Below are 18025 nucleotides of genomic sequence, written 5' to 3'. Positions count from 1 at the left end.
GGTTTACCTTAAAGTGGGGCCCATGAAGCGGCTTTCTGCTTCAGCGCTGATGTCCGGATCGTTCAATGCGGTTACCTGAAAAGTCACCGGCATATTGGTGCCTTCCATGGAGGCGGGATCCAGCTGCACACTGACTGGAAGCTGGAGCATCGAACTTGGCTGAACAGTCAGGCGGTTCTCTGCCAGCTCGAGCGTCAGCCCAGGTTGCCCTTCAACTGCCAGCGTATAGGTCTGCTCTTCCTGGCTCTTGTTGAACAGCTTGATGATATACACGTTCTCGATGTTTCCGCCTCGTGCCTCTCGAAACAGAACGTTACGGTCGCGTTCAACGTCCAGCGATACCTCAGCCATGCTGGCCACGGTGGCAATAAACAGGCCGATCATGATCAGCAGAGCGGCACCGTAGCCGAACAACCGCGGACGCAATATCTTGGTCTTTTCGCCGGCAAGGTTGTGCTCGGTCGTATAGCGGATCAGGCCGCGCGGATACTCCATCTTGTCCATGACTTCATCACAGGCGTCCACACAAGCGGCGCAGCTGATGCACTCGAATTGCAGGCCGTCGCGGATATCGATGCCGGTCGGGCACACCTGCACGCACATGCTGCAGTCGATACAGTCGCCGAGGCCCACGGAGGCCGGGTCCACCCCTTTCTTGCGTGGACCACGTTGCTCGCCACGATTGGGGTCGTAGGAGACGATCAGCGTGTCCTTGTCGAACATCACGCTCTGAAAGCGGGCGTAGGGGCACATGTGAAAACACACCTGCTCACGCAGCCAGCCGGCGTTGATATAGGTGGCGGCGGTGAAAAAGAACACCCAGAAAGCCGCCCAGCCGCCGATCTCCAGCGTGAAGGTATCGATCACCAATTCACGGATCGGGGTGAAATAGCCGACGAAGGTAATGGCGGTGGCGATGGAGACGGCCAGCCATATGCTGTGTTTGGCTGTTCGTCGTGCAAATTTGTCGGCACTCATCGGCGCCTTGTCGAGCTTGATGCGCGCGTTGCGTTCACCTTCGGTGACCCGCTCGGCCCACATGAAAATCCAGGTCCAGACGGTCTGCGGGCAGGTATAGCCACACCAGACCCGTCCAGCAAATACGGTAATGAAAAACAAGCCGAAGGCGCAGATGATCAGCAGAAACGACAGCAGAAAGAAATCCTCTGGCTGGAAGGTCGCGCCAAAGATGTGGAACTGTCGGGCCGGCAGATCGAACAGCACGGCCTGACGCCCGTTCCATTCAAGCCAGGCCGTACCGAAATACAGCATGAACAGCGCTGCGATACCCGCCTGACGTACCTTTTTGAACAGGCCAGTATAGGAGCGAGCATGGATTTTCGGGCGCTTGGCATACAAGTCGTACGTTTCCACCTTGCCCGAGGTTACATCTTTGACTGGGATCTTTTGAGTCATCTGAGCCTTGGTCGTATGGGAGGGGGGGAAACCCGGCCGGAAGAGGATCCGGCCGGGATGGCTTTCCGCACGCATAGGGTAATGCGGGGAGGCGCGACGTACTATGCGACCAGAAGTCGCAACCGCTTACCGGCCTTTGGGGCGGCCAGTGTCAGTTACTTCACCGTCTTCCTGGGACAGGCTATAGACGTAAGAGGCAAGCATGTGGATCTTGTCTTCACCCAGATGCGCTTGAGCAGGCATGTTGCCGTTGCGGCCGTAGCGTAGCGTGTGTTGAACCTGGAGCATGCTCGAGCCGTACAGCCAGATATCGTCAGTCAGGTTGGGCGCGCCAAGCATCGGGTTACCCTTACCTTCCGGACCGTGACAAGCGACGCAATTGGTCTGGAACACTTTCTGGCCTGCTTCGAGGTCGACGTTTTCGGTTTCCAGGCCGGCCAGGCTGCGCACATAACCTGCAGTATTGCGTACGCCGGCTTCGCCAATTACTGCCAACCATGCCGGCATCGCCGCCTGGCGGCCCTCACGCAGAGTAGTTTTGATCTGATCGACGCTGCCGCCCCAGATCCAGTCATTATCAGCCAGGTTCGGGAAACCAAAGGCACCGCGCGCATCAGAGCCATGGCAGACGGAGCAGTTGGTAGCGAACAGACGCTGACCGATGCGTACCGCATCTTCGTCGCGGGCAACGTCCTCGACCGGCATATCGACATAGCGGGCGAAGATTGGCGCGAACTGTTCCTCTGCGCGTACTACTTCGTCCTGGTACTGCTCAATCTGGGTCCAGCCGAGGAGGCCTTTCCATTTGCCCATACCGGGATACAGCACCAGATACACGACGCTGAACACGATAGTGGCAATGAACAGCATGAACCACCAGCGGGGCAGGGGGTTGTCGTACTCTTCGATACCGTCAAACGAGTGGCCTGTGGTCTGATCAGTCTGGTCTGCCTTCTGACCCTTGCGCGTGGCGAACAGCAGCCAGGTGATAAGGATAAGAAAGACCGTGGTGAGGGCGATGATATACCCACTCCAGAAATTACTCATTTGTCATTGCTCCTGGTGTCATGCTGCTCACGGGCCGTTTTCTCATCGTTTTCTTCATCGGCGAAGGGCAGGTTGGCCGCTTCGTCGAAATCCTTTTTCTTGTATGAGCTGTAGGCCCATATCACGATGCCGATGAAGGCCACCATTGCGAAGATGGTGGCTATGCCGCGGAGAGTGTTGATATCCATTGGTTGATTACCTGCGGTCGGACAGAACAGTGCCGAGATGCTGCAGATAGGCGATCACAGCGTCAATTTCGGCGACGCCCTGAACCGCTTCCTCTGCACCGGCAATGTCTTCATCGGTGTATGGCACGCCCAGGGTACGCAGAACTTCCATCTTGCGGGCGGTGTGCTCGCCGTCCAGAACGTTATCCTGAAGCCATGGATAGGACGGCATCTTGGACTCGGGAACAACATCACGCGGGTTGATCAGGTGAGCACGGTGCCAGTCATCGGAGTAACGACCGCCTACGCGGGCCAGGTCAGGACCGGTACGCTTGGAGCCCCACAGGAAGGGGTGCTCCCAGACGCTCTCGCCGGCTACCGAGTAGTGACCGTAGCGCTCGGTTTCTGAGCGGAACGGGCGAACCATCTGCGAGTGACAACCCACACAGCCTTCGCGGATATATACGTCCCGGCCTTCAAGTTCTACCGCGGTGTAAGGACGGAGTCCTTCAACCGGCTCGGTGGTCTCTTTCTGGAAGAACAGGGGTACGATCTGAGTCAGGCCGCCGAAGCTGATCGCGAAAACGATCAGCACTACCAGCAGCCCAACATTCTTTTCGATAATGTCGTGTTTCATCTATTTAATCCTCAGACCATCTGCGCTGCGGCTTCAGCTTCGGCCGACTCGGACTGGCGAACAGTGCGCCAGACGTTGTAAGCCATTGCCAGCATGCCGATCAGGAAGAACGCGCCACCAATCATGCGAACCACGAAGCCGGGGTGACTGGCTTCCAGTGCTTCTACAAAGGAGTAGGTCAGCGTGCCGTCAACGTTGACAGCGCGCCACATCAAGCCCTGGGTAATACCGTTTACCCACATCGATACGATGTACAGAACGGTACCGATGGTTGCCAGCCAGAAATGCGCGTTGATCAGGCCCACGCTATACATCTGTTCACGGCCAAACAGCTTCGGAATCATGTGGTACAGCGCGCCGATAGAGATCATGGCTACCCAGCCCAAAGCGCCGGCGTGTACGTGGCCGATGGTCCAGTCGGTGTAGTGAGACAGGGCGTTGACCGTTTTGATAGCCATCATCGGGCCTTCAAAGGTGGACATGCCGTAGAACGCCAGCGCTACTACCAGGAAACGAAGAATCGGATCGGTACGCAGTTTGTGCCAGGCACCTGACAGGGTCATCATGCCGTTGATCATGCCGCCCCAGCTTGGAGCCAGCAGAATAAGCGACATCACCATGCCCAGCGACTGTGCCCAGTCAGGCAGAGCGGTGTAGTGCAGGTGGTGCGGGCCGGCCCAGATGTACAGTGCGATCAGTGCCCAGAAGTGCACGATCGACAGACGATAGGAGTAGATCGGACGATTGGCCTGCTTGGGTACGAAGTAGTACATCATGCCCAGGAAGCCTGCAGTCAGGAAGAAACCAACCGCGTTGTGTCCGTACCACCACTGCACCATCGCATCGGTCGCGCCGGCGTAGGCAGAGTAGGATTTGAACAGGCTGACAGGCATGGCTGCGCTGTTAACGATGTGCAGTATCGCAACAGTGATGATGAAAGCGCCGTAGAACCAGTTGCCTACGTAGATGTGCTTCATCTTGCGCTTCATGATGGTGCCGAAGAACACCACTCCGTACGAGACCCAGACCAGCGCAATCAGGATGTCGATCGGCCACTCAAGTTCAGCGTACTCCTTGGTGGACGTCATGCCCATAGGGAGGGTAATGACCGCAAGCACGATCACTGCCTGCCAGCCCCAGAATGTGAACGCAGCCAGGCCGTCGGAGAATATCCGTGCCTGGGAGGTGCGCTGAACCACATAATAGGAGGTGGCCATGAGGGCGCAGCCACCAAACGCGAAAATGACCGCGTTAGTGTGCAATGGACGCAAGCGTCCGAAACTCAACCAGGGCAGGTCAAAGCTGAGTTGAGGCCAGACCAGTTGTGCGGCGATAAAAACGCCTAATGCCATACCTACAATACCCCAGACCACCGTCATGATGGCGAACTGGCGTACTACCTTGTAGTTATAAGCTGTCGGAGTGGTAGCTGTGCTCATGCGAGATTCCACGGATAGCAATGGGTTAAGGGGGGGGCGAAGCGGCCGCAAGTATGAGGAAACGCTGAACTCTTTGCAATGACGCAGGTCAACGTTGGCGGTTGTCCGCGACCTCTCTGGCGCGGTGCCGGAAGCGCATAAAACCGGGGTTTTACTGCGTCCTCGAAAGCGGCCTTGCCTGGATCAAACGAGATCGTACAGAATGGAGCCAGCAGGCCGGCCCGTATGGTTTCGGGGCTCGTTGGTACCTCGCCCGTATTAGTTTTTCTAGATGCTCTGGACGGACTAAAGGGTAATCCCGCACGATCCGCATGTGAACCCTTCGATGGTTATGCAGCTGTGACATCTTGTCGCATTACTGACAATCCGGAATCCTTATGTCCGCCTCCTTCATATTCAATCAGCCTGAAGTGCCACAGCTTTCTGGAACCCTGTTACTGGCCCATGGTGCCGGAGCGCCGATGGACAGCCTGTTCATGGAGCTGTTGGCGCAGGGCATAGCAGGCGTTGGACTAAAGGTAGCGCGTTTCGAGTTTCCCTACATGGCGGTTCGTCGAGAAGACGGCCGCAAGCGACCGCCGAATCCTATGCCGGTCCTGCTTGATGCGTTTCGGGGGGCTTACAGGGAGTGCCGAGCCGATACTGACGGACCGGTATATGTCGCTGGCAAGTCGATGGGCGGACGTGTGGCCAGCATGCTGGCCGATGAACTGGGTGCCGATGGGCTGTTGTGCTTCGGCTATCCCTTTCACCCGCCGGGTAAGCCGGAAAAGACCCGCGTCGACCATTTGCGCACGATCGCGACACCTACCCTTATAATTCAGGGTGCCCGCGACCCCTTTGGCAAGCCTGACGAAGTCAGCCGATATGCGCTGGGCAACCAGGTCGCGATCCACTGGCTGGACACTGGCGACCATGACTTCAAGCCTCTGAAAGCCAGCGGCCAGACGCAGCAGGCGATGATCGGCCAGGCCGCGACGGCCTGCTTGCAGTTTGTTGAAGGACGCGGGTAGCGGCTAGATCCCCAGCGCCGTGGGCAGAACGGCCGCCGACATGGTTCCCCAACGCCGCCCGTTCACCTCGATCGGTACATACAGCACAAACACAATGGTGGAAGTGCCGGGCAGTACGAAGGTGCCCATATTCATATAGGTGCACGACGTCAGGAAGTGCAGATCGGCAGCGTTGGTGACAGCGAAGCGTTTGAAGTTGCTGCGCGCAGCATCAACCTTCGGGTCTCCGGTAGCGGGCTGTGACGACGCGCTGCGGCTGGTCGCCAGATAACCCTTGTCATTGACCGCCGCCATATACACGATGCCGTCCTTGCCGCCCTGGTCCCATTCGTCCAGCAGCGGACGGACCTGTTTGATGAAGGCGTCTGCCCAGCTCACGTCATGCTTGGGCGGGTTGGTGCCGGCAATTGGTGTGTAACGCTGATCGAACAGGTCGACGCCTGCACGAGCCAGATCATTCAGCCGGCCCTGCAGTTCGTCCCTGCGCTGCATAAGCCGCTGGGTAACTCCCTCCATATTACCTTCACCGAGACGGAAGCCCGCCAGCGATCGCAGGGTGAAGTGAGTGTTGTCGCGCAGAGCGTCGGCCTGGCTGAAGGTGTCTTCCATGCATTTGCTGATGGTGACGCTAAGCTCGCGAATTTCGCCGCCGTGCTTCAGTGTCTCGGCATTTGTCGCGGTAAGTTCTTCGAGGGCGCTGCTGACCATCAGCAGGTCATCATTGGCTTGCTGGAAATCTTCCACCATGGCATTGAACTGGTCGGCTGCGGTGCTGACGGCCAGTCCGGTGGTTTCGGTCTGTTCGAGCATGCCGAGGGTCTGCTGCTCCGCTCCTGACATGGCTTTGGTCATCTGCTCCATGAGCTGCGTGATCTGCTCGGCGGCACTGCCCACCTTGAACGAGAGACTGCGCACCTCGTCCGCAACCACGGCGAAGCCGCGGCCCTGTTCGCCGGCGCGCGCCGCTTCGATGGCCGCGTTCAGCGCCAGCATATTGGTTTGTGCGGAGAAGTCCTGAACCGTATTCAGGATTTCCCGAATTTTGGTCGAGGTGGCAGTCAACGCGTTGATGTTGCCTTTAAAGCCATTCATCGACTCGCTGACCAGCTGCATGTTCTGCCGCGCATCGCCCATCTGCTGTTTCGATTCGCGGGCCAGCTCAAGGTTGCGCCTGTTGGCTGCGGTAATGTCGGACGCGCGAGAGGAAATATCCTGCAGCGCGACGGTCGTCTGCTCGCTGGCGTGGAATATCAGTTCGGATAGCTGCTGCTGGAGACCCGCATCCTTCGCAGCTTTTTCTGCCAGCAGGCGACTGTTCGCCGATGCCAGAGCGGTTCGCAAGCTGCTGGTTTGCAGGTCGAGCATAACCGTGCGTAACCGCTCGTTCAGAGCATTGAACATGCGGGTAGCTTCGTGCTCCTGCGAACCGCTCGACTCGAGCTGGCGCAGGTCGATCTGCTTGCTGTTGGTTACGGCCAGACGGCCCACCATATTACCTGCATCGTCCTGGTTTGAGCGCGACTGCAGAATCAGATAGAGAGCTACCGGGGTAAGAAGAACGGCCATCACCAATAGCACACCATCGGCTAGCCATATCAGTGTGCCGGTGAAGAAGAGTTGGCAGAGACACAACGCCAGACAAATGCCCGCTCGGGACATACGGGGAGGATTCGGTGCAAGGCCGTTCTTGGGTGCGGTTTCCGTCGCGTTCATAATTTCCTCATAACGCATCATGGGTTGCGTTTTCTGCCTATCAAGCAAGCGATACCGCTGATTGGGTTTCGCCACTATATAGACATATCGGCAGGCCAGGAAATAACCGAAGGGGAGAGAGCGTGATTTTTTTGTTATGCGCTACGAGACCTGAGGGCAATGCCGGGCTCTGGTTAACGCGCCCTCATGAATCAGACAATGAGGGCAGCCAGAGTGATATCTGAGGGAAGAATATCAACAGTGCGGTTGCCAACAGCAGGATGAAAATGAAGGGTGGAGTGCCCTTGATAACATCGAAGTACGGGCGCCGGAAGATGGCCATTGCAGTGAAGATATCGCAGCCGAACGGGGGCGTGGCAGAGCCGATCGCCGCCTGCAGGGTCACGATAACACCTACATGCACTGGGTCGAGTCCGGCTGCGTCCACAGCGGGCTTGAACAGAGGGGTGAGAATCAGGATGACCACGATGGGGTCGACAAACATGCAGCCAATAAAGAAGGAGATAGCTATCAGGCCAAGCACCAACAGCTGACTGTCACCGATCGCCTCGATTATCGGCCCGAGTATCGCCTGGGGAATGCCAGCGAAGGAGATGGTGTAGGTAAATGCCGTCCCGGCTGCTACCAGAATGAAGACCACGGCCGTGATCAGACCGGTCGAAAGCGCTACATCCCAGATCTCGCTGATCTTGACCGCACGCAGAATGACGATCTCCAGCACCAGCGCATAGAGCACGGCAATAGCCGCCGCCTCAGTGGGACTGAAAATGCCTCCGTAAATGCCGCCGACCACAACCAGCGGAAAGCCCAGGGGCAGTATGGCCTTTTTCATCGCTGCCCAGCGCACCGCCCAGCCGGAACGGGGCTCAGGCGCAATACCCATGCGTATAGAGGCTGCCCAGCAATAGACAGAGAACATCAGCAGAATCAGCAAGCCGGGCAGGATGCCGGCAATGAACAGGTTGCCGATCGACGCGCCGGACACCACGCCATAGATGATCATGCCGATACTGGGTGGAATCAGCAGGGCGATATCGCTGGCATTGATGATCAGAGCCAGGGAGAAACTGTCGGAATAGCCTTTTTCGAGCAACTTTGGCCGCATCGGTCCACCCATTGCAACGACGGTGGCCTGGGTCGAACCCGAGACTGCTCCAAACAATGTACAGCTGGCAGCAGTGGTAATGGGCAAGCCGCCACGCAAATGGCCAACGAAGCTTTGCACCAGATCAAGCAGGCGCTGGGAAGTGTGGCCTCGGGTCATTACATCGGCAGCGAAGATGAACAGCGGAACGGCGGCCAGTGCCCAGGACTGAACGCCACTGATCATCTGGCCCATCAGCAGGCTTACGTTGTTCATGTCCAGCTCGAGGAACAGCAGCATCAGACTCGCTGCGAGCAGCGGAACCAGCATGGGGAAGCCAAGCAGCAGCAACACCACCATAACGATGACAGTAAGGGTCAGCATGGATTGATCACCCGTCTAGAGGGCTGAGTCGGGTACTTCATCGTAAGCTTCTTTCTCATTGAATGACCGGTAGATGCCCTTGGAGATCATGTTGCGTATCGCAGTGAGCCAATACTGAATGCCCGCCAGAGCAAAGCCCACCGGCGCCATGAGGTAGGGGATCCACAACGGGATTTGTAAGGCGGAAGAGGTGCGGCCGCGACCGTGAATGGCCATAACATAGTCCCAGGCGTGCCAGGCGAAGAAGAACATCAGTGCGCCGGTCGACAAGGAAATGGTGACCAGCAGAATCTTGCGGGGCGTGCCCTTGAGCTGGTCGTAGAAGGCTGACATAGAGATATGCCGGGCGCGTCGAACGGCATAGCCCAATCCGGCGAAGGTCATGATGATCAGACTCATCTGCGTCAGTTCCACCTGACCGGTTACGCCGGTTCCCAGCAGCTGGCGCCCGAGAACATGAGCAATCAACAGACCCGCCAGAAACAGCACGCTGCAACCCAGTATGGTTTTCTCGATGTGTTCTGCAATTCGATCCGGGGCGCGCAGAGCTTTGCTCAGCAACGCCTTGAACGAGTGGTTGTCCGACCTGTCGGCAGGCTCGGGCATCTGTTGATCCTCTCCATGGCCTGGTCAGGCACTACCCGGGCGTAAATATTAACGTCGGGATATTTACTTTCATTCTGTAGTCAATGCAGTGGTAACTGGCCACGTTGCACCGACTTCGCGTCCAGTTTCCTTTTTTGACCTTAACTCATGATTCGGGTTTTTGCACGACGTGGACATATGACGACCTTGTGATAAGGTTAAAAATGGTTAAGCAGAACAATCGATAAGGAGCGTTCCATGAACTGGCGTAATGGAGTAGTTGGGGCAGCAGCCCTGGTATTGGCGGCGTGTGGCTCAGATGAGCAAGAAACAGCCGAAACGGGCCCTGAGGCACAACCGGAACCCGGCCAGGTCGAGGTGTGGCGAATTGGTCTGGAAGAGATCGAAGGCAGTGTCCAATACGAATACGGCGCGCAGTTCGCGGAACTGATCAGTGAGAAAACAAACGGCGAAGTCGAGGTGGAACTGTTTCCTTATGGTCAGCTTGGCGGTTTGACTGATATTTATGATCAGGTCCAGGCAGGCTCGATCGAAATGGCATTTGGCTCGGGCTTTCTCGGTGGTACTGTTCCTGAATCGCAGTTGTTCAGCCTGAACTTCGTGCTGACCGATGACGAAAAGAAAAATGCTGAAGTGCTCAATCATCCCGATTTTCGCAAGCATCCCGCTCTTATCGAAGCGTTCAATGAACGTGATCTGCACCCTTTAGCAATCGTGCCGGAAGGCTGGCAGGTCTGGACTGCGAACACGGCAATCCGTACGCCTGAAGATTTCCAGGGCCTGGCCATTCGCACCATGGATAACCGTTTGCTGAACGAAACATACAGCGCTTATGGGGCCGACCCGACCACCATGGAATATGGCGAGCTATATAGCGGCCTGCAGTTGGGCCAGCTTGACGGCAATATTCAGCCGGTATTCGCTCACCAGGAAATGGACTTCTATCAGGTCCAGGATTACATGATCTTCGCCAACCAGGCGCAGTTTATTGCCACCTTCATGGCCAATCAGTCGTGGTACGAGAATCTGTCTGATGAGCGCAAGGATCTTATCGAAGAAGTAGTGGTTGAACTGGTGCCATATATTCATGACGTGCAGACGCGTCTGAACACCGAGCGCCTGGATATCATTACCGAGAACAGCGATATCGAGCTGATTTACCTCACCGCCGAAGAACGAGCAGCATTCCGCGAGCGTAGCTTGCCGGTCCGCGATGTCTTCGTTGAGATGGTCGGCGAGCGTGGTGAAACACTGCTTAACGCACTGCTCGAGCAAGTCGGCGAAGAGCCACAGGACGAGCAGCCCGAGGCCGCTCAAGAACCTGAACCTGAAGCTGAAGCGGGCGATCAGCCTGAAGAGGCAACAGAAGAGCAGCCTGAAGCGGCTTGAAGCGTTTAGATCTGCGTAGCTTCGCAGGTGTTCGATCAAGGCCGGCGCACTTTCTCGTGCTCCGGCCTTTTTCATGAGTAAAGCATTGATGTGCGCTGTCATATTCGGCACAGCGCTTCCCTGGCTAATGTTCAGTCAGTAGCATACAAATCTGAAACGTCACAGCATTGGATACCCCATGACCGCTATAGATCGTCCCGCCATCAAACGTGCCCTTGCTCAGTATCAGGATCCCTATACACGTACGGATCTCGTGAGTTCGGGTTGCCTCAAGCAGCTGGATATAGAAAGTGGCAAGGTCACGGCGGAGGTGGTGTTGGGTTATGCGGCGGCCGGCATCATTAGCGGAATTGCCGAAATGCTCAGGGTCGCCGTTGAAAACGTGGACGGCGTCGAATCGGCCACTATCAATGTGCGTTGCGATATCGCCGCCGCGCCTGCGCAGGGTTCAGTGGAAGCTCTGCACAACGTGAAGAATATTATTGCCGTTGCGTCAGGCAAGGGCGGTGTGGGCAAGTCCACTACTGCCGCCAACCTGGCACTGGCGCTGGCCAGGGAAGGTGCCCGGGTCGGTGTGCTCGATGCTGATATTTATGGCCCGAGCATGGGTCTGATGCTCGGCCTGCCGGAGGGCACCCGCCCTGAAGTGCGTGAAGAAAAGTTTTTCATAGCGCCGACTGCCCATGGTATCCAGGTGATGTCCATGGCCTTTCTGGCCGATGCCAAGACGCCCATGGTATGGCGTGGCCCGATGGTCTCCGGTGCGCTGATGCAGTTACTGACGCAGACTGCCTGGAACGATCTGGATTACTTGGTCGTGGATATGCCGCCGGGTACCGGGGATATTCAACTGACCCTGGCGCAGAAGGTGCCGGTCACGGGGGCTGTTATCGTGACCACGCCACAGGATCTGGCCTTGCTGGATGCCAAGAAGGGCGTCGAGATGTTCCGCAAGGTGAACATTCCGGTGCTGGGCGTGGTGGAAAACATGGCGGTGCATGTCTGTTCCAATTGCGGCCATGCCGAGCATCTGTTCGGTGAAGGTGGCGGTGAGCGGTTGGCGGACGAATACGATGTCGACCTGCTGGCCTCGATGCCCCTGTCAATGATGATTCGCGAACAGGCAGATGGCGGCAAGCCCACCGTCGTTGCCGAGCCGGACAGTCAGATAAGCATGCTCTACCAGGACATTGCCCGGCACGTCGGGGCACGTATTGCCCAGCGCGCCGGACAGGCTCAGGCTGCTCCGACCATCAGTGTCAGCGACGATTGATAGCGGCTTGCCTGTTGACCTTTTGTCGACAGGCATAACCGGCTAAGATACGGCACCTTTTCTGGTCTAAAGCAGGACACTCCATGAGCATTAAATCTGACCGCTGGATTCGCCGCATGTCCGAAGAGCAGGGCATGATTGAGCCCTTTCTGGAACGCCAGGTGCGTGGCGAGGAAGGCAGCCGGGTAATCTCCTATGGTGTATCCAGCTACGGCTACGATGTGCGCTGCGCGGATGAATTCAAGGTTTTCACCAATATCCACTCGGCTACCGTCGATCCCAAGCATTTTGATGAAGACAGCTTCGTCGATATCAAGAGCGACGTCTGCATCATTCCGCCGAACTCCTTTGCACTGGCGCGTACCGTGGAATACTTCCGTATTCCTCGCAATGTACTGACCATTTGTCTGGGCAAGAGCACCTATGCGCGTTGCGGCATTATCGTCAACGTCACTCCGCTCGAGCCTGAATGGGAAGGTCACGTCACCCTCGAATTTTCCAACACTACTACCTTGCCGGCGAAGATCTACGCTAACGAAGGCGTAGCGCAAATGCTGTTCTTCGAGTCCGACGAAGTATGCGAAGTGTCGTACAAGGACCGGGGCGGAAAGTATCAGGGCCAGCGCGGCGTGACTTTGCCGCGCGCCTGAGCACGGCCTTCCACCATCGTCTAGTTTGTTTATCGTGCCGAATCACGCCATGCTGAGTTGAAACAACAATGCATGGTGTGAGGTAACTTTGAAAATCTTCCGTACTCTGGGCTTCTGCTTCCTGTTCATCATGGTGCCGCTTGGTGGGCTCCTGGCCGCGTATCCCAACGAGATGGCCAACGCCGTGTCGTCAATCGCCGGCACTACCGTCAGCCGCGGTGCGCTGGGTATAGCCTTTCTGTTTATCGCTGCAGTCTGTATGCGAGTCGATATAGGCATCCGGCGTCGTCACGCTGAGATGTAGCGGCTGTATCTCAGCTGCTGGCCGCCCACCGCCTGCCGGGACTCCGCAAGACGGCGTGAACCCTTCCCTGGGGGCTTGATGAAAACATCCCTGTTTTCAATTCTTGCCCCACCCTGCCAGCCGGCAGGCTTGATCAGCCATCGGAGTGATGCGGCGCATTATCCTGTATTGGGGTGTGTGCCATCCGGCAACTCAGATATTTGGCTCGCGACAGCTGATTTCGGAGGTAGCCTGTGGAAGCTGCATTGCTGTGTTGTTGGTCCGCACAATCAATCTCGTCAGGCATATTGATTGAGGTCAACCCGAACGTGATATGTCGGTGCCAGAATGACTATAGTGACAGGGCCAAGATCAACAAGAACGAGGAGAAGTTATGCAGACGGTACTGGTGCCATTTGACGGTTCGCCTTCAGCCAAGCGTGCCATTCAATATCTGGTGGATTTTTCAAGGGAATACCCGCAAATAAAAGTGCATGTCTTGAACGTGCAGCCTGGTCCCAAGCTTTATGGCAACTATGTATCCGCCACGATGCTCGAGCAATTGAATGCCGGAGCGGAGGATCATGCGAAGGAAATCGTAGCCGAAGCGGCGAGCCAGCTGGAGGCTGCGGGTATCGCCTGCGTGACACATACCGCCGTCGGAGAGATTACTTCCGAGTTGGTTGAGGCAGTCGCTCGCCACGGATGCGACACCGTGGTAATGGGTACGCGGGGTATGGGTAGTTTGGGCAACCTGGTGATGGGCTCTGTGGCCACACGTGTGGTTCACGACTCCCCGGTTCCGGTCCTGCTGGTCAAGTAGATCGCCTTCGGTTCCTTCCAGCGAGGCGGATCGAAGGGAACCGATATCACCGAATGACTCTCTACTGGTTAGAGCCTGCTGATGTGTTGCTCGCAGCGACAATACCTCAGCAGGCCCTGGGTTAACCAAGCACGCGACCTGGAGCCGCTAGTTCCGGCGCCTGACAGAGGAGTCACCATGGAACTGCTCAATAAAGACCTGAGCCTGCTATTTGAACAACTGGGCCTGCCATCCGACCAGGCCAGCATCGATGCATTCGTTGCCAGTCACTATCCGCTACCTGATGACGTGAAAGTTTCCGAAGCGCCATTCTGGAACGAATCCCAGGCAGCGTTCCTGAAAGAATCCATCATGGACGATGCAGACTGGGAGCCTGTGGTCGATGAGCTCAACGTCTTGCTGCATGAGAATGAGCCCCACCATTGAAACTGTTTATGCACCGCGAGTGAACTGTTGTCGGTTATCAGGATCGACTCTATGTACACCTCGTATTTCCAGCACAAGAGAGACATGATTATGGGAAGCACAAGTGACAAGCTCAAAGGCAAGGCTAACGAAACAATGGGCAAAGCCAAGCAGGGCGTAGGTGAAGCGACCGACGATCAGGAAACCAAAGGCGAAGGCAAGCTCCAGGAAACCAAAGGCGAAGCACAGGGCGTGAAAGGTGAAGCCAAGGACAACCTCAAGAAAGGTGTCGACAAGGCCTGAAGCCTGCTGCAGTCAGCTGCAAGCGAGCAAGCCGGGAGCATAAGCTTCCGGCTTTTTGCTTTTTGGCGCGAGAGTATTTGGCTACGACCCGTTGTCCAATCTCGCAAGACGGGCGATAGGGAAGAACACACTCATGTTCTCAGAGTCGGGTGCTTCGGCACATAGAAGGTCCAGCGCTCTGCACAAGGCAGCCTCGGTTTGCTTGCTGCCTATGACGCTGCTGAGCCCTGTTTTGGTTGCTGATGAAGCTGACGAGCTGATCAGCTTGATTAACCAGTTCCGTGAGTCGCAACAAACCTGTGAAGGGCAGCGGGTTGGTCCTGTCGGCCCGTTGACGCCTGACCAGACGCTGTCCGGGATTCGGCTGGGTCAGGGCGAGCAGTTGCAATCGATGCTGCAGCAGGCGGATTATCAGGCCGCTGGCGCTCAGGCACTGGCCTTTTCAGGGCCCACCGACGCCGAGATGGCAATGCGCATGATAGATGAGCGCTATTGCAGTGCGCTGCTTGATCCGGACGTGGCCGATATTGGCGTTAGCCGGGAAGGTAATAACTGGCAAATCATCCTGGCGCAGCCGTTGCTGGATGATGACCTGGGTGACTGGCAGGAAGCCGGAAAGGCCGTATTGGCCCGTGTGAACGAGGCCCGCAGCTCGCCTCAGACCTGTGGAAACACCGAGTACCAGGCGGCGCCAGCGTTGCAGTGGGATGCCAAACTGGCAGCCGCCGCCCTTGAGCACAGTGAAGATATGGCAGAGCAGGGCTATTTCAGTCATACCGGCAGAGACGGCAGGCAGGTTGACTCGCGCGCCAGGGATCACGGCTACCAGTACAGCCGCATTGGCGAGAACATCGCAGCGGGGCAGGGCGCAGTCGAACAGGTTGTACAAGGATGGCTGGCCAGCCCGGGACATTGTTCCAACATAATGGAATCGTCCTATACCGAAATGGGAGCGGCGTATGCCTTGGGCGGCGACGGAGAGGGCACTATAGTCTGGACCCAGGTTTTCGGCACACCGCTGAGGTAGCCTCGTGCGGAGTATGCCGCTGCCCGGATCTGTCCGGGCTCGCCGTCGTGCGGTCGAACCCGGCGCGCCGGAAAAAGAGGCCGGCGCTGATCAGTCCTGGCGGCTGGTGACTTCCAGTAGGTGGTATCCGAATTGCGTTTTTACCGGTCCCTGAACTTCGTTCACAGGCGCGCTGAATACAACCGTGTCGAATTCCTTGACCATCTGACCAGGACCGAAAGTCCCAAGGTCGCCGCCCTGGCGGCTTGACGGGCAGGTGGAATTCTCGCGGGCAACCTGTGCGAAATCAGCGCCGCCTTCGATGGCGCTCTTCAATTCGATACATTTCGCCTCGGTCGGAACCAGGATGTGACGGGCTGTTGCTTGGGCCATGAAATGTGCTCCTGTTAATGGAAGGAAGCAGGGTACCCTAACCGCCCGTGTCACGGAAACCGGTACAGGCGCTATGTTGGCCTGGTCATGCGAAACAGCGAGTCGGGATGTATCGAGAAGTAATCTGCCGGTCCGCCCCCGCGCAATACATGTTCTGCAGCGGCGGTATCGTAAACCCCTTCGCTGAGCATCCGGCTGGCTATGTGTACCGCGACGACTTCGCCCAGAATCAGCCAGCTGGGAACCAGACTTTTATCGGCACGCTGTAACTGGATGATCTGGGTTACCTTGCATTCAAAGGACACAGGGCTTTGCGCTACCCGCGGCGGCGCGATCAACCGCGATGGCGCTTTGCTTAACTGGCCCAGGTCGAACTCATCGACATCGGGGGGCACCATGGCACAGGTCTGGTTCATGGCTTCTGCGAGCGGTTGTGTAACCAGGTTCCAGGCGAACTCTCCAGTCTGCTCGATATTGTTCAGGCTATCCTTGCGGCCCACACTCGAGAAGCCAACGATGGGCGGTACGTAATTGAATGCATTGAAAAAACTATAGGGTGCCAGGTTTACATTGCCGGCAGCGTCGCAGGAAGATATCCAGCCTATGGGGCGCGGTCCGACGATGGCGTTGAAGGGGTCGTGCGGTAAACCGTGGCCTTTCGCCGGCTCGTAATAATGGAACTCATCCATCAGGCTGCCCTTTGGTCTGGTTGAATTGCTTTAACCTATCACATGCGCATCAGCGTCAGGTCATGGCTGTCGAGGGAAGTAAATGGCACGCATTAATCCGATCGAATATGCAGGGCAAGCGACCTTGAGCTTCAAACAGCTCGACGAACTTAACGGCGTTGAGAAGGGCACTGCGTTCCGTGTATTCAAGCGCCGGCGGGAGCAGCTGGTCGAGCAGATCGATTTCTTCTACCTGGATGCTGCCGAGCATGCCGGGTTCATCGAGTCGCTCAAGGCGTCCGGTCAGATCTACCGCAGCACCAATCACCTGGTGCTGTTCAGCCGCGATGGATATCAGCGTCTGCTCGGTCTCGGCTGACTGAACCTGTCCTCATTCAGCTCCTATACTCAATGCAGCAATGCCGTGATCAGATTGACTGGTCCGGACAAAAGAGGAGGGAGTGAAATGTTCAATCGATTGCCATACATCGCCACGGTTGCCGCAGGCATGTTGTTCGCGTCAGGAGTAGCGGCACACCACGGCTGGTCATGGGCCGAACCCGAACAGATGCAGCTTACCGGAACGGTCAAAAGCGTCAGCATTGCTCCGCCGCACCCCTCGCTGGATATCGAAACGCAGGACGGTGAAAGCTGGCATATCCAGCTCGGAAATCCAGCCGGAACCGCGCGTTCCGGTTTTGATGAGGACTCTGCTGAAGCCGGGGACGAGATAACCGTCGTGGGCAATCGCAGTCAGGACCGTTCCGAGCTGCGGATGAAAGCTGTCCAGGTCACCGTCGAGGGTAAAACCTACGATATCTATCCAGAGCGTGTTGAGCAGTAGCGGCGATGCCGGAATTCTGGACGGCAGTATCCGAATTGCCACCAGCAGCCTGGATACGTCATTCAGGAACGGCCTATCTGCTGGTCAACGCCGCCCATATTCTTTCCCTGGCGTATCTGGTGGGTAACATTCTTACGCTGGATCTTCGTTTGCTCGGAATCTTTCGGGCCGTTCCGCTGGGTGCGATCGGGCCGATGCTTTCCCGCAGTGCGGCATGCGGCCTGCTTCTGGCGATGTTCACCGGCGCGTGGTTGTTCAGCGTTGATCCCTTCGCCTATCTCGACAATCCGGCGTTTCTCACCAAGCTATGTCTGGTATTGCTGGGCGTGGTTAACGCGGTCTGGCTGCACAGGCGTGATCGTTGGCGTGCGGCCTTGGCGGTGGGTGAAGCCGGTCCAGTCGTGCGTCTGCATGCAGTGGCTTCCATCAGCCTCTGGTTAGGGGTGGTCGTTGCGGGCCGGTGGATAGGGTTCATCTGATCC

General features: G+C 57.0%; 22 protein-coding genes. 12 read left to right on the top strand and 10 right to left on the bottom strand.

Annotation, left to right across the window (positions count from 1 at the left end):
* Positions 1 to 3: 3 nt before the first annotated feature.
* The 5 genes from ccoG to ccoN all read right to left on the bottom strand — a co-directional run bounded on the left by ccoG (position 4) and on the right by ccoN (position 4706).
* Entirely contained in the window at positions 4 to 1416 is a 1413-nt protein-coding gene (gene ccoG, locus FZE95_RS11350; RefSeq protein WP_150300969.1) for a cytochrome c oxidase accessory protein CcoG, read from the bottom strand.
* Positions 1417 to 1542: 126 nt separating this feature from the next.
* A complete protein-coding gene (ccoP, locus tag FZE95_RS11345; RefSeq protein ID WP_150300968.1) occupies positions 1543 to 2463 on the bottom strand; it encodes a cytochrome-c oxidase, cbb3-type subunit III in 921 nt (306 codons plus the stop codon).
* Positions 2460 to 2651 carry a cbb3-type cytochrome oxidase subunit 3 gene (locus FZE95_RS11340; RefSeq protein ID WP_150300967.1) on the bottom strand — a complete coding sequence of 64 codons (192 nt, stop codon included), beginning with the start codon at positions 2649 to 2651 and terminating at the stop codon, positions 2460 to 2462. The genes ccoP and FZE95_RS11340 overlap by 4 nt, the downstream gene beginning before the upstream one ends.
* Positions 2652 to 2658: 7 nt before the next feature.
* A complete protein-coding gene (ccoO, locus tag FZE95_RS11335) occupies positions 2659 to 3267 on the bottom strand; it encodes a cytochrome-c oxidase, cbb3-type subunit II (protein ID WP_150300966.1) in 609 nt (202 codons plus the stop codon).
* 11 nt (positions 3268 to 3278) lie between these two features.
* The gene (ccoN, locus tag FZE95_RS11330; RefSeq protein WP_150300965.1) at positions 3279 to 4706 is read right to left on the bottom strand and encodes a cytochrome-c oxidase, cbb3-type subunit I; all 1428 of its coding nucleotides are present in this window, start codon (positions 4704 to 4706) and stop codon (positions 3279 to 3281) included.
* Between the two features lie 377 nt (positions 4707 to 5083).
* Here ccoN and FZE95_RS11325 point away from each other — a divergent pair, with 377 nt between their 5' ends.
* Positions 5084 to 5719, top strand: a complete 636-nt coding sequence (locus FZE95_RS11325) for an alpha/beta family hydrolase (RefSeq protein WP_150300964.1) — start codon at positions 5084 to 5086, stop codon at positions 5717 to 5719.
* A gap of 3 nt (positions 5720 to 5722) precedes the next feature.
* Here the strand turns inward: FZE95_RS11325 and FZE95_RS20080 are convergent, their stop codons facing one another.
* The 3 genes from FZE95_RS20080 to FZE95_RS11310 form a co-directional block, all read right to left on the bottom strand.
* Entirely contained in the window at positions 5723 to 6832 is a 1110-nt protein-coding gene (locus tag FZE95_RS20080) for a methyl-accepting chemotaxis protein (protein WP_397387132.1), read from the bottom strand.
* Between the two features lie 784 nt (positions 6833 to 7616).
* Positions 7617 to 8900, bottom strand: coding sequence for a TRAP transporter large permease (locus FZE95_RS11315; protein WP_150300962.1), 1284 nt, complete (start codon positions 8898 to 8900; stop codon positions 7617 to 7619).
* 15 nt (positions 8901 to 8915) lie between these two features.
* Positions 8916 to 9506: a TRAP transporter small permease gene (locus tag FZE95_RS11310; protein WP_150300961.1), complete on the bottom strand. Its 591-nt coding sequence runs from the start codon at positions 9504 to 9506 to the stop codon at positions 8916 to 8918.
* A 237-nt stretch (positions 9507 to 9743) separates the two neighbouring features.
* Between FZE95_RS11310 and dctP the strand changes: the two genes are divergently transcribed.
* The 8 genes from dctP to FZE95_RS11270 all read left to right on the top strand — a co-directional run bounded on the left by dctP (position 9744) and on the right by FZE95_RS11270 (position 15659).
* The gene (dctP, locus tag FZE95_RS11305) at positions 9744 to 10895 is read left to right on the top strand and encodes a TRAP transporter substrate-binding protein DctP (RefSeq protein WP_150300960.1); all 1152 of its coding nucleotides are present in this window, start codon (positions 9744 to 9746) and stop codon (positions 10893 to 10895) included.
* Between the two features lie 178 nt (positions 10896 to 11073).
* On the top strand, positions 11074 to 12168 hold the full coding sequence (apbC, locus tag FZE95_RS11300) for an iron-sulfur cluster carrier protein ApbC (RefSeq protein ID WP_150300959.1): 1095 nt from the start codon (positions 11074 to 11076) through the stop codon (positions 12166 to 12168).
* A gap of 83 nt (positions 12169 to 12251) precedes the next feature.
* Positions 12252 to 12818: a dCTP deaminase gene (gene dcd, locus FZE95_RS11295; protein WP_150300958.1), complete on the top strand. Its 567-nt coding sequence runs from the start codon at positions 12252 to 12254 to the stop codon at positions 12816 to 12818.
* An 88-nt stretch (positions 12819 to 12906) separates the two neighbouring features.
* Positions 12907 to 13122: a hypothetical protein gene (locus tag FZE95_RS11290; RefSeq protein ID WP_150300957.1), complete on the top strand. Its 216-nt coding sequence runs from the start codon at positions 12907 to 12909 to the stop codon at positions 13120 to 13122.
* Between the two features lie 373 nt (positions 13123 to 13495).
* A complete protein-coding gene (locus tag FZE95_RS11285) occupies positions 13496 to 13924 on the top strand; it encodes a universal stress protein (protein WP_150300956.1) in 429 nt (142 codons plus the stop codon).
* 177 nt (positions 13925 to 14101) lie between these two features.
* Positions 14102 to 14350, top strand: coding sequence for a DUF2789 domain-containing protein (locus tag FZE95_RS11280; RefSeq protein WP_150300955.1), 249 nt, complete (start codon positions 14102 to 14104; stop codon positions 14348 to 14350).
* A 90-nt stretch (positions 14351 to 14440) separates the two neighbouring features.
* Positions 14441 to 14632, top strand: a complete 192-nt coding sequence (locus FZE95_RS11275; RefSeq protein WP_150300954.1) for a CsbD family protein — start codon at positions 14441 to 14443, stop codon at positions 14630 to 14632.
* Between the two features lie 232 nt (positions 14633 to 14864).
* Positions 14865 to 15659 (top strand): CAP domain-containing protein, encoded by a 795-nt coding sequence (locus tag FZE95_RS11270; protein WP_223825041.1) that lies wholly within the window; start codon positions 14865 to 14867, stop codon positions 15657 to 15659.
* A gap of 90 nt (positions 15660 to 15749) precedes the next feature.
* Here FZE95_RS11270 and FZE95_RS11265 read toward each other — a convergent pair whose 3' ends face one another.
* Together FZE95_RS11265 and FZE95_RS11260 are read right to left on the bottom strand one after the other, a co-directional pair.
* Positions 15750 to 16031, bottom strand: a complete 282-nt coding sequence (locus FZE95_RS11265; RefSeq protein WP_150300952.1) for a peptidylprolyl isomerase — start codon at positions 16029 to 16031, stop codon at positions 15750 to 15752.
* A gap of 71 nt (positions 16032 to 16102) precedes the next feature.
* Complete coding sequence (locus tag FZE95_RS11260) at positions 16103 to 16723, bottom strand: flavin reductase family protein (protein ID WP_150300951.1); 621 nt, start codon at positions 16721 to 16723, stop codon at positions 16103 to 16105.
* A 79-nt stretch (positions 16724 to 16802) separates the two neighbouring features.
* Here FZE95_RS11260 and FZE95_RS11255 point away from each other — a divergent pair, with 79 nt between their 5' ends.
* From FZE95_RS11255 to FZE95_RS11245, 3 genes are all read left to right on the top strand, one after another.
* On the top strand, positions 16803 to 17078 hold the full coding sequence (locus tag FZE95_RS11255; RefSeq protein ID WP_150300950.1) for an ORF6N domain-containing protein: 276 nt from the start codon (positions 16803 to 16805) through the stop codon (positions 17076 to 17078).
* 87 nt (positions 17079 to 17165) lie between these two features.
* The gene (locus tag FZE95_RS11250) at positions 17166 to 17543 is read left to right on the top strand and encodes a DUF6152 family protein (RefSeq protein WP_150300949.1); all 378 of its coding nucleotides are present in this window, start codon (positions 17166 to 17168) and stop codon (positions 17541 to 17543) included.
* A gap of 5 nt (positions 17544 to 17548) precedes the next feature.
* Complete coding sequence (locus FZE95_RS11245) at positions 17549 to 18022, top strand: DUF6644 family protein (RefSeq protein ID WP_150300948.1); 474 nt, start codon at positions 17549 to 17551, stop codon at positions 18020 to 18022.
* Positions 18023 to 18025: the final 3 nt, after the last annotated feature.

The organism is Pseudomonas profundi, from assembly GCF_008638305.1.
In the GTDB taxonomy this organism is placed as follows: domain Bacteria; phylum Pseudomonadota; class Gammaproteobacteria; order Pseudomonadales; family Pseudomonadaceae; genus Halopseudomonas; species Halopseudomonas profundi.
Note: the sequence above shows the minus strand (reverse complement) of the source record. Positions and strands in the feature narration are given on the sequence as shown.